Raw genomic sequence first — 15438 nt, forward strand, 5'->3', positions numbered from 1 at the left:
GGAGGGGGGCTGAATAGGTACCCTGAATATAGGCTTTCTCACCCCTCAGGGCGACCCGCTTTCGCCCATGGGAAGCAGCTTTCCGGGCCGCGCGGCGAACATGTCCGCGATGCCGCGGAGGGGGCGGAAAACTTCGGCATCCGTACCGGTGAGGAAGGATTGGGCGGGCAGGGCGGCCAGGGCGGCGAAAAGCGCCTCCCGCCGGGCTGAATCGAGGTGGGCGGCGACTTCGTCCAGAAGCAGCAAGGGGGCGAAGCCGCGGGCCTCGGCGATCAGGGCGGCATGGGCCAGGACCGTGGAGATCAGCAGCGCCTTCTGCTCGCCCGTCGAGCACAGTTCGGCCGGCTGGTCCTTGGGCAGGTGCACCAGCGTCATGTCGGCCCGGTGCGCGCCGCGCGCGGCGCCGCCGGCGGCTGCGTCGCGCCGGCGGTCGGCGGCAAGCGCGGCGCGCAGGCTGTCCTCGACGGCGAGGGCCGGCTGGTCGGCCAACGCGGCGGCGATCGGGCACAGCAGATCCATCCGCGCCGCGGGGAAGGCGCCCGTGGCCGTGCCTGCGGACATCACCGTGTTCAGCCGCAGCGCCAGCGCGCGCCGCGCGGCGGCCGCTGCGACGGCATGGCGCGCCATGGCATCCTCGAGCCCCGCCAGCCAGCGCGGATCGGCCCGGCCGCCGCCCAATAGGCGGTTGCGCTGGGCCATGGCGTTGTCATGCGCCGCGACCTCCCGCGCATGGGCGGGTTCCAGGGCCCAGGCCAGGCGGTCCAGGAAACGCCGCCGGCCGGAGGCCCCTTCCTGGAACAGCCGATCCATCTGGGGGGTGAGCCAGACCGCCGCGACGCGGTCCGCGAGGTCCGCCTGGGTCCGCACCGGTTGCCCGTCCAGGCGGAACAGGCGGCGTTCCGAGGCGCCCTCGGGGTCGGCGCCCGTGCCGACGTCGAAGGCGCCCAGCGGGCCCGTGAAGCGCCCCGCAGCGGCCCAGGGCCGCGATGCGCCCTCCACGCGGCGGCCGAGTTCGCCCATCCGCGCGCCACGCAGGCCGCGGCCGGGGCCGAGGAGGGAGATGGCTTCCAGGAGGTTCGTCTTGCCGGCGCCGTTCTCGCCGGCGATGGCGACGATGGGCGCAGCGAAATGGGCCTCGAGCGTCGGCCAGGAGCGGAAGTCTTGCAGCAGTAAGCGCGTCAGCAGCAGACTGGGCGAATGGATGGACTGCACGGACCACGGGATACCAGCCGCTCGAGATGGCGGGAATGGTCCGGCTTCCGGGTTCCGGCGGATGGCAGTCTGTGACAGCGGTCCAACTAGCAGGCCTCGTCTGGACCGCCTTCATGGTGTGGTGGAACGCAGGGGTCATCCGCAGCGCTGGGCGCTCGCGCATGTGGCCGCGAGCCGAAGCTCGGATTCTCAGGACACTCCGATTCGGAACAGCCGTGGAGGTTCTGTTCGCACTACCACCTGGGCACGAGGTGACGGCCCGCTTCCGGGTAGATCCAGAGGGACCGCCACTTATGCCCGGCGCCACGATTGTCGTCGTCTACGACGCACGCGAGCCCACGCGCTGCGAACCTGCAATATCCCCGCGCGAGATCATCGTATCCCTCGGTCTCGGCGCGGCCGTCCTCTTGGGCGGGGTGGCGATGCTCGTCTGGGGCTAGGCTTGCCTACACCCGCATCGGCATCAGCACGTACAGCGCTTCCGGCTTCGCCTCGTCCTTCACGATCGTCGGCGCCGCGCCGTCGGCGAACAGGAACTCCACCTTGTCACCGATCTGCGCGGTGATGTCCGTCAGGTAGCGCGCCTGGAAGCCGATCTCGAGGGGGCTGCTCTCGTACGCGACCGTGTCGGCGTCGAGCTCCTCCTGCGCCTGGCCCTGTTCGGGGCTGTTCGCGGTCAGCAGCAGGTTGTTGCGCGAGATCGAGAGCTTCACCGGCCGCGACCGCTCGCTGCTGATCGCCGCGACACGCGCCACCGCTTCCTCGAAATCCTTCTTGGGCACCGTCAGCTTCTTGTCGTTGCCGCGGGGGATGACGCGCTCGTATTCGGGGAAGGTGCCGTCGATCAGCTTCGAGGTCAGCGCGACGGTGCCGAGGCCGAAGCGGATCTTGGTGTCCGACAGGCGGATCTCGATCTCGTCCTGCGTCTCTTCCGCGAGCTTGCGGACCTCGTTCACCGTCTTGCGCGGCACGATCACGCCGGGCATGCCCTTCGCGCCTTCGGGCAGTGGCTCCTCGACGCGCGCAAGGCGATGGCCGTCCGTCGCGACCGCGCGCAGCACCGGCGCGCCCTCGGCTTCGGCGGCATGCAGGTAGATGCCGTTGAGGTAGTAGCGCGTCTCCTCGGTGCTGATCGCGAAGCGCGTGCGGTCGATCAGGTCGCGCAGTACGCCCGCCTTGATCGCGAACTTGGTCGGCAGCCGCCCTTCCGTCATGGACGGGAAGTCGTCCACCGGCAGCACCGCGAGCGTGGTGTTGAACTTGCCCGCCCGCAGCGTCAGCGGACCATCGCCGCCGCCGTGGTCGAGTTCCACCCGCGCGCCCTCGGGCAGCTTGCGAACGATCTCGTACAGCGTGGCCGCCGGCGCCGTGGTGCGCCCGCCGCGCGCGACGGTCACGCCCGCGACCTCCTCGACCACCGCGATCTCCATGTCGGTCGCGGTGAGCGTCAGGTTGCCCTCGGTCTTCGCGTCGATCAGGACGTTGGCGAGGATCGGAATGGTGTTGCGGCGCTCGACCACGCTCTGCACGTGCGCAAGAGCCTTGAGCAGCACCGCCCTGTCCACCGTGAACTTCATCGCAGCCCGACGCCCCGATTTCTGGGCGGTCCTGCCAGACCCGTCCGAGGGTCCGGCGGGACCGCGTGTGTCCCCCTGGTTCCCCCGGCTGCCGGGGCCGAATCGGCCCGCGCGGCGGCCCGCCGAGGGGTCGGCACCATATCAGCCGGACTCAGCGCGGAAAAGCGGGGAAAAACCGAAGCGAAGCGTCGCAAAGCCAAGCGAATCGGGGCTTACGGAAGGACGGTCGCAGACCGGCTCAGGTCTCGAGCATCCGGCGCAGCAGCTCGACATCCTCGGCGAAGGCGGCGTCGGCCTGCATCAGCTCCGCGATGCGGGACACCGCGTGCATCACCGTGGTGTGGTCGCGATTGCCGAAGCGCCGCCCGATCTCGGGCAGGGAGCGCGAGGTGAGCTGCTTCGCCAGGTACATCGCCACCTGGCGCGGCCGCGCCACGGCCCGCGCGCGCCGCGCGGAGGACATGTCGGTCAGGCGGATGTTGTAGTGCTCGGCGACCTTGCGCTGGATCTCCTCGATCGTCACGCGACGGTCGTGCGCGCGCAGGATGTCGTGCAGCACTTCCTGCGCGCCATCCAGCGTCACCGCGCGGCCGAACAGGTTGGCGTGCGCGATCAGGCGGTTCAGCGCGCCCTCGAGCTCGCGCACGTTGGACGTGATCTTGTGGGCGAGGAACTCGATGACGCTCTTGGGCACGTCGATGCCCGCCGCCGTCGCCTTGGCCTGCAGGATCGACAGGCGCAGTTCGTAGGTCGTGGCGTGGATGTCGGCGACCATGCCGCAGCCGAGGCGCGTGCGGAGGCGATCCTCGAGGCCCGACAGGTCCGAAGGCGACTTGTCCGCGCTGACGATGATCTGCTTCCCGGCGTCGACCAGCGCGTTGAAGGTGTGGAAGAACTCTTCCTGCGTGTTGTCCTTGCCGATCAGGAACTGCAGGTCGTCGACCATCAGCACGTCGACGGACCGAAGGCTTTCCTTGAACTCCATCGTCGACTGGCTGCGCAGCGCGGCGATGAAGCGGTACATGAACTTCTCGGCGGACATGTAGGCGACATTGCGCGCCGGCTCGCCGTTGCGGATCGCCCAGGCGACGGCGTGCATCAGGTGAGTCTTGCCCAGGCCGACGCCGCCATAGAGGAACAGCGGGTTGAAGCCCGGGCTCGCCGGCTTCTCGGCGACGCGCCGCGCGCAGGCATGGGCGAATTCGTTCGGCTTGCCGACGACGAAGGTATCGAATGTGAAGCGGGGATCGAGCGGCGCGGACCAGTCGCTGCGCGCATCCGCGGCGGCCGCCCGCGCTGCCGCGGCCGGCTTGCCGGCGAGCGGTTCGGCGAGGCCGTTGCCGCGCGGCGCCTCCGCTTCGGGCGTCGTATCCGTGGCCGGGCGCTCCGGCCCGACGCGCACGTCGACGCGGCGCACCGTGCCGTTCTCCTGCTGCCACAGCGCACGCAGCCGATCGCCGTAGTGGCTACGGACCCAGTCGCGCAGGAAACGCGTGGGAAGCACGACGATCGCTTCGTCGCCCTCGATGCCGACCAGCGTCATCTGGCGCAGCCAGGTGCGGTACTCGACCTCCCCGACTTCCTCGCGCAGGCGCCCGCGGATGCGGGCCCAGGCTTCGCCCATGGCGGCGGCGGAGAGCGCGGAGACGGAACCGGCTTGCTTCTCCATGAACCCCCCAGACAACTCGCCCCGGCCGGATCGTCCCGGCCCAACCCTGCCGTCTTTCGATCGGCCAACGATGCTTGTTCAAGCCCCCAACGCCACGAAGACTAGTCGCCCTCAACGTTGCCGCAAGGCTCAAAACGCATCATGCGTCATCAGACCCGAGGTCGTGAAAACGCGCGCACGACAAAGCAGCCGCAAATGGATTCGCGGCTGCTACTGCCGTGATAACGATGGATACTTTGGGTGTGTTCCGCCCCGTGGGGCGGAGTACTCAGCCCTGCGCGGCGCCCAGGGCCTTCACCCGGGCCGAAAGGCGCGAAACCTTCCGGGACACCGTGTTCGCATGCAGAGTGCCCTTCGTGACGGCGCGCTGCAACTCCGGCTGGGCGGCACGGAAGGCTTCCTGCGCCGCGGCCTTGTCGCCGGACGCGACGGCTTCCTCGACCTTGCGCACGAAGGTGCGGACGCGCGACTTGCGCGCCTTGTTGCGCGCCATGCGCTTCTCGGTCTGGCGGATGCGCTTCTGCGCGGACGCGGTGTTCGCCATGGGGTTCCGGTTCAGTTCAATATCGGGTGAAACGAGGCCGCGCCCGGGAGCCCGGGCGCGGCGAAGGCCGGGGTTCTAGAGCCCCCCACCCTGACCCGTCAAGCCAAAGCGCGGAGCGAAATCCATGAACCCCCGGGGCGACGCCGCATGACGGCACGGGGCAAGGGTGCGCTGGACCGCCACGCGCCGGCTCAGCGGTTCCGGAAAGCGGGCTTCCGCTTCTCGGCGAAGGCCGACATGCCCTCCTTCTGGTCCTCGGTCGCAAAAAGGCTGAGGAAGAGCCGCCGTTCGGTCCGGACGCCTTCGGTCAGGGTCGTCTCGTAGGCGGCGTTCACCGCTTCCTTCGCCATGGCGACGGACGGGGCGGACAGCGCGCCGATCTTCTCGCCGATCTTCACCGCCTCGGCGACCAGATCCGCGGCGGGGACCACCCGGCAGACGAGGTTGGAGCGCTCGGCCTCCGCGGCATCCATCATGCGCCCCGTGAGCACCATCTCCATCGCCTTGGACTTGCCGACGGCGCGGGTCAGGCGCTGCGTTCCGCCCGCGCCCGGAATGATGCCGAGGTTGATCTCCGGCTGGCCGAACTTCGCCGTGTCGGCCGCAATGATCAGGTCGCACATCATCGCGAGTTCGCAGCCGCCGCCGAGCGCGAAGCCCGCCACCGCGGCGATCACCGGCTTCTGGATCTCGAGCACGGTCTCCCAGCGTTCGCCGATGAAGTCGTTGAAGTAGACCGACGGATAGGTGCGGTCCTTCATCTCCTTGATGTCGGCGCCGGCGGCGAAGGCGCGCTCGCTGCCGGTGATGACGATGGCGGCGATGGCGGGGTCCTTGTCGTAGCCGCGCAGCGCGTCGCCGAGCTCGCCCATCAGCTGGTCGCACAGGGCGTTCAGCGCCTGCGGGCGGTTCAGCCGGATGACGGCGACCTTCCCCTGGGTCTCCGTCAGGATCATCTCGTAGGCCATGCGCTGCGTTCCTCGCCGTATGTCGGTGGGCAGTGCGTAGCGCAGGCCCGCGGCCGCCTCAACGCTGCCGCTTGGGGCAGAAGAAGGTGGACCGCCCGGCCTGGACGATCCGCTGGATGCCCTGGCAGGGCGGCACCCCGGGGCAATCGGGGCAGGGCTCGTCCTCCCGGCCATAGACCGCGAAGCGTTCCTGGAAGCGGCCGACCTCGCCATCGGCACGGACGTAGTCGCGCAGGGAGGACCCGCCGGCGCCGATGCTTTCGGCCAGCACGGCCTTGATCGCCGGAACCAGGCGCTCGGCGCGCACCCCCGCGCAGCTGTCGGCAAGGCGGCGGGGCGAGATGCCCGCACGGTACAGCGCCTCGCAGACATAGATGTTGCCCAGGCCCGCCACGACGGTCTGGTCCAGCAGCGCCGCCTTGATCGGCGTGCGCTTGCCGGCGAGCGCGGCCGACAGCGCCGCCGGGGTGAAGGCGTCGTCGAGCGGTTCCGGGCCCAGCCCCGACAGCAGCCGGTGACCCTCCTCCTCCGCGGTCGGGACCAGGTCCACGGCTCCGAAGCGTCGCGGATCGACGAAGCCGACCCGCCAGCCATGGTCGGTGACGAGGACCATGTGCTCATGCGCCTCGGGCGGGGCGTTGTGCCCGCGCGCGTCCGAGACCGCGCCCTGCGGCCCAAGCCGCGGCATCGCTGCGTCCCCCACCGGCCGCGCCACCATGCGTCCGGACATGCCGAGATGGATGAGCAGGCTCTCCCCGTCCTCGAGCCGCATCAGCATGTATTTCGCCCGCCGGCGGAACGAGATGACCCGCCGCCCCTCCACCCGCCGCGCCAGGCCGAGGGGGAAGGGGAAGCGGAGGCCCGCGCGGCGCAGCTCGACCTCGACGATGCGGTGGCCCTGCAGCACGGCCGACAGGCCGCGCATCACCGTCTCCACCTCGGGCAACTCGGGCATGGTCCCTCCCCATTTCCGGCCACCACGCTATGGTGACGCCACGATGAGCGACAGCCCCCAGGACAGCGCCGATTTCGGCTACCGCACCGTCCCCCGCGCCGAGAAGGCCGGCTTGGTGCGCGAGGTCTTCGAAAGCGTGGCCCCGCGCTACGATGTCATGAACGACCTGATGTCCCTGGGCGTGCACCGGATCTGGAAGCGGATCTTCGTCAACGCCATCGGCTGTTCGCCGCGGGAGACGCTGCTCGACCTCGCGGGCGGTACCGGGGACATCTCGTTCCTGGCGCTCGAGCGGGGCGCCGGGCGCGTCATCCTCACCGACATCAACCCCGCCATGCTCGCGGTGGCCGAGAAGCGGGCGCTGGACCGCGGGCTCGCGGCCGGCCTGTCCTTCATGTGCGTCGACGCCGAGCGCATCCCGCTGCCGGACCGCAGCGTCGAGAAGGTTTCGATCGCCTTCGGCCTGCGCAACTGCACCGACAAGGACGCCGTGCTGCGGGAAGCCCACCGCGTGCTGCGGCCCGGGGGGCGGTTCCACTGCCTGGAGTTCTCACGCCTCGAAATCTCGGCCCTCGTGCCGCTCTACGACGCCTGGTCGTTCAAGGCGTTGCCGGAGATCGGCGCCCGCGTGGCGCAGGACCGCGACTCCTACGAGTACCTCGCCGAGAGCATCCGGATGTTTCCCGACCAGGAGACCCTGGCCGGCATGATGCGCCAAGCCGGCCTCGAGCGCGTCGAGGTGCGCAACCTGTCGGGCGGGATCGTCGCGATCCATACAGGTTGGCGGCTGTAGCACCGGCCTCCGGTTCCAAGCGGGCTTTCATCTCCATGCGTCGGAGTGCAACATGGCCGTTGCGCGCAGCGGCGCATCGGGATTCGCCACATTGACGATCCGGGCGGAGCTGGCTGGAACCGGGAGTTGCGACGATGGCTGTCTTCGCATCGTTGGTCGTGTCGGCGCCGTGACCCGCATCACTCGCACAGCCGTAACGACTGCGGCAGCTTTCGACCCGCCGGCGCCCGGGTGGCGCACCGGCATGGAGGCTGTCCATGCGCGTCGTTCAGGATCCGGTCTTCCCGCACCTCGTCTGGCTCCGTCCGGTCATGGCTGACGCCGGCCGGCCGCCGGCGCTGTCGGATATCGCATTCTTTCGGGGCGCCGCGCCGGAGTCCCTCACGAAGCTGTCGGCGGCCGCCCGCTGGCGCACGGTCGAACCGGGCCAGGTCGTGGTGGATGAGGACGAGCCGTCCACCGACATCTTCTTCGTCGCCGCCGGTGCGGTCCGGGTGCAGCTGCGCGCCGCCTCGGGGCGCGAGGTGTTGCTCAACGAATTCGGCCCGGGCGAGTTCTTCGGCGAGCTCGCGGCGATCGACGGCGCGCCGCGCGCGGCCAATGTCAGCGCGGTGACGCGGTCGCGGCTCTGCATCATTCCGGCGCAGGCCTTCCTCGACTTCGTCTTCGCGAACCCGACGGCGTGCCACGCGCTGCTGCGAACGCTGGCCTCCAAGCTGCGGCTGCAGACGGAACGCACGCTGGAACGGGAAGCACTGCCGGTGCGGCTGCGCCTGTTCTCGGAACTGCTGCGCCTGTCGCGGCCGCGCACCGGGGCGCCGGGGGAACGCGTCGTCTCCCCGCCGCCGCCGCACCATGAACTCGCCGCGCGCATCGGGGCGCGTCGTGAGGTCGTGTCGCGCGAATTGTCGGAGATGACGCGCGAGGGCTGGCTGGCGCGCGACCGCCGCGCCATCCGCATCCTCCGCGTCGCCGAGATCCAGGGCCTGGTCGCCGCCGAGCTGCGCGCCCCGGCCGCCTGACCTGGACGCCCCGCCGTCGCTGCCGCAGCATCCGCGGCAGCAATCGGAGGGGATCCCATGACGAAGCCGCTCGTGCTGCTGTGGACCGACGGGGCGGAGCCCTATGCGCGCGCGATCGCTGCCGCGGGGTTGGGCGACCGGCTGCGTGTCGAGATCGTGCCACGCGCCGGCACGCCGGACGAAGCGATGCTGGCCGAGACGGCGGCGCTTCTCTCCTGGGGGCCGCCGCCGGGCACGCTCGATCGCATGCCGAAGCTGCGCTTCGTCCAGGCGCTGACCGCGGGCGTCGAGCATTGGCTGGCGCGCGCCGACCTGCGCGCGGACCTGCCGCTGTCCTGCGCGCGCGGCACGCACCGGGTGCAGATGCCCGAGAACATCCTCGGCGCGCTGTTCCACATCACCAAGCCCTACGCCGCGATCGCCGCGGACAATGCGGCGCAGCGCTGGACGCGGCGGGTCTCCTCGACCTTGGCGGGCAAGACACTCGGCATCCTCGGCCTCGGCGCCATCGGGGCGGAGCTGGCGCGCAAGGCCGCCGCGCTCGAGATGCGGGTCGTCGGTACCAAGCGCGGCATGGCCGAGGTGCCGCATGTCGCGCAGGTCTTCGGCCCCGATGGGACGGACGAGGTCCTGGCGCAGAGCGACTTCGTCGTGCTGCTGCTGCCGGCGACGCCCGACACCGAGAACTTCATGAACGCCGCGCGCCTGGCGAAGATGCAGAAGACCGCCTGGCTGCTGAATTTCGGCCGCGGCGCGCTGATCCGCGACGAGGACCTGATCGCCGCGGTGCGCGAGGGGACGATCGCGGGCGCCGTCCTCGACGTCTTCCGCACCGAGCCGCTGCCGTCGAACCACCCCTTCTGGGGCGAGGAGAAGATCATGGTGCTGCCGCATATCGGCGGCCTGCACCCGCAGCGCGACGAGATGGTCGCCGCCCTGCTGGTCGAGAACCTGCAGCGCTTCGTCGACGGCCGCCCGCTGTCGCAGCTGGTGGACCGGGAGGCCGGCTACTGATGGCCTATCGTCCCTTCGACCTTGCCGGGAAGGTCGCGCTCGTCACCGGGGGGAACTCCGGCATCGGGCTCGGCATGGCGCAGGCGCTGGCCGAGGCCGGCGCCGATGTCGCGATCTGGGGCACCAACGCGGCGAAGAATGCCGAGGCGGTCGACGCGCTGTCCGCCACGGGCGTGCGCGTGCATACCGAGATCTGCGACGTCGGCGACGAAGCCGCCGTCGATCGCGCCTTCGCCGCCACGGTCGCGACGCTGGGGCGTGTCGATGCCTGCTTCGCCAATGCCGGCACCTATGGGCGGAAGGGGAAGTTCGTCGAGCTCGACAGCGCGGAATGGCATCGCGTCACGCGGGTGAACCTCGACGGCGCCTTCTACACGCTGCGCGCGGCGGCACGGCACATGGTGGAACGCGGTGGGGGCGGGTCGCTGGTCGGCACGGCCTCGCTCGCGGCGATCGAGGGGGCCGCGCGCAACACGCAGTATGCCGCGACCAAGGGTGCGATGGTCGCGGTGGTCCGGGCGCTGGCGGTGGAACTCGCCCGGCATGGCATCCGGGCGAATGCGGTGCTGCCCGGCTGGATCGAGACCTCGATGACCGCGCGCAGCGTCGGCGACGAGAAATTCGCCGGTGCGGTCCTGCCGCGCATTCCCGCGCGCCGCTGGGGGACGGGTGCGGATTTCGGCGGCCTTGCCGTCTATCTCGCGAGCGATGCTTCCGCCTATCACACGGGCGACTGCCTGGTGGTGGACGGCGGTTACTCACTCTACTGAAAGTGACGGTTTCCAAAGGCCTTTCGGCCTTTGGTGGGGAGGTCCGGAGGGGCAAGGCCCCTCCGGTCATGTTCAGCGCATGGGCGGCGCGTACATCAGCCCGCCCTGGTTCCACAGCCGGTTCAGCCCGCGCTCGAGCCCGATCGGCGAGTTCGGCCCGAGGTGCCGGTCGAAGATCTCGCCGTAGTTCCCCACCGCCTTGATGGCGTTGTAGGCCCAGCGGCGGTCGAGACTCATGGCCGGTCCGGTGTCCCCGGCCTCGCCCAGCAGGCGGCGGACCTCGGGGTTCGGGCTCTGCAGCATCTGGTCGACATTGGCCTGGGTGATGCCGAGTTCCTCGGCGAGGATCAGCGCGTAGATGGTCCAGCGCATGATGTCGAACCACTGCGGGTCACCCTTGCGGACGGCCGGCGTCAGCGGTTCCTTGCTGATGATGTCGGGCAGGATGATGTGCTCGCCGGCGGGCAGCGAGGTCCGGAAGGCGGCAAGCTGGCTGGCGTCGAGCGTGTAGGCGTCGCAGCGGCCGGCGGTGTAGGCCTTGCGCGTGTCCTCGTTGCTCTCGAAGACCAGCGGCTGGACGCCGATGTTGTTGGTGCGCGCCCAGTCCGCGAGGTTGAGTTCGTTGGTCGACCCGGCCGTGGCGCAGACCGTCGCGCCATCGAGCTGCGCGGCGCGCGTCACGCCCGTCACCCGGCGCACGATGAAGCCCTGCCCGTCGAAGAAGACCGTCGGGCCGAACTGCAGGCCCGCATTCACCTCCCGCGAATGGGTCCAGGTGAAGGTGCGGGCGACCATGTCGACCTGGCCCGATTGCAGCGCGGGGATGCGCGCTTGGCTGGTCAGCACGTGCCAGCGCACGCGGGAGGCATCGCCGAGCACCGCGGCGGCGACGGCGCGGCAGATGTCGGGGTCGAGGCCGCGCTGCTCGCCGCGGCTGTCCGGCACGCCGAAGCCGGGCGAGCCCTGGTTCGCGCTGCAGTCGAGCATGCCCTTCGATCGCACCGAGGCGAGGGTCGGGCCGGGCTGGACGCCCTGCGCGGCGGCGAGGGTCGGCAGCAGCGCGCCTGAGGCGAGCATCACGGCCGCGGCGGCGCGGCGGAGGATCGGCGTTGTCATGGCTGGCTCTTGGCTCCCGGTTCTGCCGGGATCGTCGCCCGCCTGCCGCCGGCCGGCAACCCGGCGGCTAGATGGACCCGCCGGTGCGGAAGCCGCCGCCGGAATCGCTCTTGCCGCCGGTCCTGAAGTCGCCGGAGGACCCGCCGTCGCTCCAGCCGCCCGGATCCTTCGATCCGCCGCCACCACCGCCGGGCCAGGGCTTGGACGGCGCATCCCATCCGCCGCCGCCCTTGCCGCCGCCCCACCAGCCGCCGCCATTCTGCTCGCCGGCCCAGGGGCCGGGCGCGGGGCGGCCCCAGGGTCCGGGCGGCGCCTTGCCCCAGGGGCCGGGCTGGGCGGTGCCGCGCATCGACCCCGGCAGGCGCTGCCGTTCCATGCGCCCCCAGAAATCGTCGCGGGACAGCGCGCCGCGCAGCACCTCGGCGATCAGCGCGCCGACCAGGGCGCCGCTGGCGAAGCCCCATTCGTTGCGTTCCACCCCGCGGCTGCGCATGTCCTGGCGCAGCGCCTGGAGCTCGGCGAGGCGCCGGCGCGCGCCCTCGGCCTGCGCCTGCGCGTCCGCGAGAGCGGATTCGAGCCGCCCGCGCTCGGCCGCCGTGATCTCGAGCCGCGCGACGATCGCGTCGTCGTCGCGCGTCGGCGTGCGCGCCGCTTCCTCGCGCAGCGTGCGGAGCGACCGGGCGCCGATCGCGGCCTCGAGCGCGCGGACCGCTTCCTGGGACGCCGGATCCTCCCCCGCGGCGAGCGCGCTGCGCTTGCCTTCCGCCGCGGCGAGCGCGGCGCGGGCAGTCTCCACCTTCTCCTCGGCGGCCTGGAGCGCGGCGGCGGACGGCTTGGTTGCCTCGTCCAGTCCCGCGATGGCGCGGCGCCGCTCGATCAGGTCGCGCACCGCGGCCTCGGCCGCCGCGCGCATGCGCTTCGCGTGGTCCTGCATCTGGCCCGGCAGGTCGGACAGCAACGCATAGGACCGCCGCGCCGGTTCGAATTCGATCAGCCGCGCGACCCAACCGTCGACCATGCGCACCAGCGGGAAGGCGCGATAGCGCGCCGTGCCGTAGCCGCGGTCCCAGAGATAGGCGAAGAGCGGATCGGCGCGATAGGGCGCGCCCTTCTCCTCGAAGTCGCGCCCGGCGAAGGAGGCCTTTTGTTCCGCATGCTGGGCGATGCGTTCGGCTTCTTCCGCGGCGGTGGACAGGCGCTGGAACTCGGCATCGGCGGCGGCCTTGGCGTCCGCCTCGCGCAGCGCCTGGGCCTCGGCCTCCTGCGCGACGGCGAGGCGCTGGGCCTCCGCGTCGCGCGCGGCCTCGGCGGCGGTCAACGCATCGCGCGCGTCGAGCACGGCGCGTTGCGCCTCATCGAGCCCCGCCGCTCGCTGGCGCAGGCTTTCCTGCACGCGCGTCCCGGCGGCATCGAGGGCATCGAGGGCGGCCTTGCCGTCCGCGATCTCGAGCAGGCGGAGCCGCGCCAAATCGCGCAGCGTGGCGGCTTCCTCGGCACGCAACCCGTCGCGGCGCGCGGCGAGGCGGTCGGCCTCGGTCTGCGCGGCGGAGGCCTCGTGCTGCGCCTGGGCCAGGCGCGCATCCATTTCCTGCAGGACGACGGCGCCGTTCACCATGACAGGATCGCTCCCCCGGTGGTCTGCACCGTCCACTGCGTGTCGAGCGTGCCGGCGGCCTTCTGGCCGATCACCGGCTGGTCGATGATGCCGTCGGCGAGCTTGTCCTGGCGGACGCGTTCGAATTCCGCCTCGCTGACGCGCAGGCCCCAGCGGGCGGTGCGCGCGGTGCGGCTGTCCTCCTCGCTGGTGACGGGAACCTCGACGGGGCGGCCGTTGCGGTCCACCGCCTCGACGATCAGGTAGTAGTTGCGCGCGCGCGGGTTGGAGGCCGGCACGCGCCAGACGGCGGAGGGCTCGCCCGGCCGGTTGACGATGCGCACCGTGTAGGCGGCGGCCAGACGGTCGGTGAGCTCGATCAGCGCGGCGCGGCGGGCGCGTGCCTCGGTCAGGTGACCGGCGCGGGCGGCGGCCTCGCCCTCGGCCAGCAGGCGCTGGGCCTCGGCGCGCGCGGCGGCATCCTGCGTGCCGGCCATCACCCGGTCGTATTCGGCGCGCAGCGTGCGGGGCAGGTCCTGCTGCAATTCGCGCGTGACGGCGGCGGCCTCGCGCTGGCGCGGGGCCACCACGGTGAAGTGCCAGATGCCCCAGCCGATGACGAGCACGCCAAGGCCCGCGAGCGCCGCCTTGCCCCAGCGTCCGCGCGTCGCCCAGGCGACCGCGAGGCTGCGGCGCCAACCCTGGCCCTTCGCGACATAGGCGAAGCGTTGTTCCTCGAGCGCCCTGATGCCCTGGTCGAGTACCGCGTCGGAAACCTCGATGCCCTGCGAGGCGTAGATCTCGCGCAGGCGGTCGCGCAGGCGCGTCTGACGCTCCTCGCCGGAGAGTTCGCGCTCGACCAGGCGTTCGGCGTGGCGGATCGTGTCCACCACGTCCATCGCCATCATCGTCTCGTCGAGCGCGGGCGCGCCCGCGCGGGCCTCAGGCATTCGTCGCGGCGACCGCCGAGGCGCGCTGGGTCAGCTTCGCCATGCGCTGCTTCGCGTCCTCGACTGAGCGGCGGATCTCCTCGCTGTTCTGGGTGGCGGCGGTGCGCATCTCGTCGATGATCTCGATCGATCGCTCCTGGTAGTTCACCACCGATTCCACCAGCTTCTTGACGGCATCGGCCTGGATGGTCGGGCCGTAGCCGGCGCGCAGCGCCGCTTCCTGCACCTTGCCCCCGATCTCGGCGAGCACTTCCAGGGACTGGTTCACGCCGGCCTTCATGCCTTCCAGGGTGCGGGTGCTCTCGTGCAGCCCGTGCATGCCGGTGAAGGACGCGGTCAGCGCCGTCAGCACCGCCTCATTGGTCGAGAAGAAGGAGACGGACTGCTGGTAGACGCGTTCCTTGGCCGTCGTGATCTGCACCAGCCGGGCCATGATGACCTCGGAGGTGTTGTAGGAGACGGTCAGGTTGTCCGCGAGGTCCTTGGCGATCTGGTACTTGCCGTCCTCGCCCTGCAGGTGGCGCAGCGCCTCGTCGCGGGCGAGTTCCAGCTTGGCGCGCTCGGCGGGTTCCATGGTCGCCGCGCCCTCGGCGGCCTTCACCGCGGCGTCCGTCGCGGCCTTGGCGGCGTTCAGCCGGCCCTCGGCCGACTTCAGCACCTCGAGCGCCAGGACCTCGGCCTGCTTCAGCGCGCCGCGGAAGTCGCGATAGGCCTCGAGGATGGCGTGCTCGCGGTCGATGTTCTCCTTGGTGTCCTTGGAGACCTCGAGATAGGTGTCGCGGATCTTGTTGAAGCGCGTCGCGATGTCGCCGCGGGTCGCCTTCTGCCAGATGTTCGACAGCCGCTCCATGGTGGAGATGCGGCCGTCCTCCATCTGGGCCACCATGCCGCGCGCGTCGTCGCGGATGGAATTGAAGGCGGCGGTGATCGTCTCGTAGCGCTCGCCGACCTCCATCGCCTTGATCTGCTCGCGCACCACCTCGTTGAAGTTCGAGGCCTGGTTCAGCACGCGGGCGATCAGTGTCACGCGGTCGGCGTCCACCTCCATGATTTTGGAGAGCAGGCCGGTTATCGGCGTCTCCTCGGCATTCTGGGTCGGGACGGGCAGGCCGAGGTCGCGCAGCGCGCCCATCGCCTTGTCGAGGTAGCGCATGGGCTGCACGGTGACGGCGGTCTCGCTCATCCTGATGGTCTCCTGGCGGGTCCGGACTCATAGCCTGCCCGGCCAGCCAAGTCAGCCATTCATGCCGATGG

The 15438-nt window shown here is 71.0% G+C and carries 14 protein-coding genes; 4 read left to right on the forward strand and 10 right to left on the reverse strand.

Features of this window, described 5'->3' with window-relative positions; genetic code table 11:
* Positions 1–45 precede the first annotated feature (45 nt).
* From recF to mutM, 6 genes are all read right to left on the reverse strand, one after another.
* Positions 46–1212 (reverse strand): DNA replication/repair protein RecF, encoded by a 1167-nt coding sequence (gene recF / locus GWK16_RS17090; RefSeq protein WP_338144497.1) that lies wholly within the window; start codon positions 1210–1212, stop codon positions 46–48.
* A gap of 446 nt (positions 1213–1658) precedes the next feature.
* A complete protein-coding gene (dnaN, locus tag GWK16_RS17095) occupies positions 1659–2789 on the reverse strand; it encodes a DNA polymerase III subunit beta (RefSeq protein WP_170055198.1) in 1131 nt (376 codons plus the stop codon).
* A gap of 238 nt (positions 2790–3027) precedes the next feature.
* Positions 3028–4458: a chromosomal replication initiator protein DnaA gene (dnaA, locus tag GWK16_RS17100; RefSeq protein WP_170055199.1), complete on the reverse strand. Its 1431-nt coding sequence runs from the start codon at positions 4456–4458 to the stop codon at positions 3028–3030.
* 268 nt (positions 4459–4726) lie between these two features.
* Complete coding sequence (rpsT, locus tag GWK16_RS17105) at positions 4727–5002, reverse strand: 30S ribosomal protein S20 (RefSeq protein WP_170055200.1); 276 nt, start codon at positions 5000–5002, stop codon at positions 4727–4729.
* Between the two features lie 191 nt (positions 5003–5193).
* On the reverse strand, positions 5194–5970 hold the full coding sequence (locus GWK16_RS17110; RefSeq protein WP_170055201.1) for an enoyl-CoA hydratase: 777 nt from the start codon (positions 5968–5970) through the stop codon (positions 5194–5196).
* Positions 5971–6028: 58 nt separating this feature from the next.
* The gene (gene mutM / locus GWK16_RS17115) at positions 6029–6925 is read right to left on the reverse strand and encodes a bifunctional DNA-formamidopyrimidine glycosylase/DNA-(apurinic or apyrimidinic site) lyase (protein WP_170055202.1); all 897 of its coding nucleotides are present in this window, start codon (positions 6923–6925) and stop codon (positions 6029–6031) included.
* Between the two features lie 43 nt (positions 6926–6968).
* Between mutM and GWK16_RS17120 the strand changes: the two genes are divergently transcribed.
* The 4 genes from GWK16_RS17120 to GWK16_RS17135 all read left to right on the forward strand — a co-directional run bounded on the left by GWK16_RS17120 (position 6969) and on the right by GWK16_RS17135 (position 10524).
* The gene (locus GWK16_RS17120) at positions 6969–7718 is read left to right on the forward strand and encodes a class I SAM-dependent methyltransferase (protein ID WP_170055203.1); all 750 of its coding nucleotides are present in this window, start codon (positions 6969–6971) and stop codon (positions 7716–7718) included.
* 257 nt (positions 7719–7975) lie between these two features.
* A complete protein-coding gene (locus GWK16_RS17125) occupies positions 7976–8740 on the forward strand; it encodes a Crp/Fnr family transcriptional regulator (protein ID WP_170055204.1) in 765 nt (254 codons plus the stop codon).
* Positions 8741–8797: 57 nt separating this feature from the next.
* Entirely contained in the window at positions 8798–9754 is a 957-nt protein-coding gene (locus GWK16_RS17130; RefSeq protein ID WP_170055205.1) for a D-2-hydroxyacid dehydrogenase, read from the forward strand.
* Positions 9754–10524, forward strand: coding sequence for an SDR family NAD(P)-dependent oxidoreductase (locus GWK16_RS17135; protein WP_170055206.1), 771 nt, complete (start codon positions 9754–9756; stop codon positions 10522–10524). The genes GWK16_RS17130 and GWK16_RS17135 overlap by 1 nt, the downstream gene beginning before the upstream one ends.
* 72 nt (positions 10525–10596) lie before the next feature.
* On the opposite strand, the gene GWK16_RS17140 is transcribed toward GWK16_RS17135, so the two are convergent.
* The 4 genes from GWK16_RS17140 to GWK16_RS17155 all read right to left on the reverse strand — a co-directional run bounded on the left by GWK16_RS17140 (position 10597) and on the right by GWK16_RS17155 (position 15367).
* Positions 10597–11640 carry an amino acid ABC transporter substrate-binding protein gene (locus tag GWK16_RS17140; protein ID WP_170055207.1) on the reverse strand — a complete coding sequence of 348 codons (1044 nt, stop codon included), beginning with the start codon at positions 11638–11640 and terminating at the stop codon, positions 10597–10599.
* Positions 11641–11707: 67 nt separating this feature from the next.
* On the reverse strand, positions 11708–13255 hold the full coding sequence (locus GWK16_RS17145; protein WP_170055208.1) for a coiled-coil domain-containing protein: 1548 nt from the start codon (positions 13253–13255) through the stop codon (positions 11708–11710).
* On the reverse strand, positions 13249–14184 hold the full coding sequence (locus tag GWK16_RS17150; RefSeq protein ID WP_170055209.1) for a DUF6384 family protein: 936 nt from the start codon (positions 14182–14184) through the stop codon (positions 13249–13251). The genes GWK16_RS17145 and GWK16_RS17150 overlap by 7 nt, the downstream gene beginning before the upstream one ends.
* The gene (locus GWK16_RS17155; RefSeq protein WP_170055210.1) at positions 14177–15367 is read right to left on the reverse strand and encodes a cell surface protein; all 1191 of its coding nucleotides are present in this window, start codon (positions 15365–15367) and stop codon (positions 14177–14179) included. The genes GWK16_RS17150 and GWK16_RS17155 overlap by 8 nt, the downstream gene beginning before the upstream one ends.
* Positions 15368–15438: the final 71 nt, after the last annotated feature.

The sequence above is a fragment of the Neoroseomonas marina genome (assembly GCF_012927745.1).
Lineage (GTDB): Bacteria > Pseudomonadota > Alphaproteobacteria > Acetobacterales > Acetobacteraceae > Neoroseomonas > Neoroseomonas marina.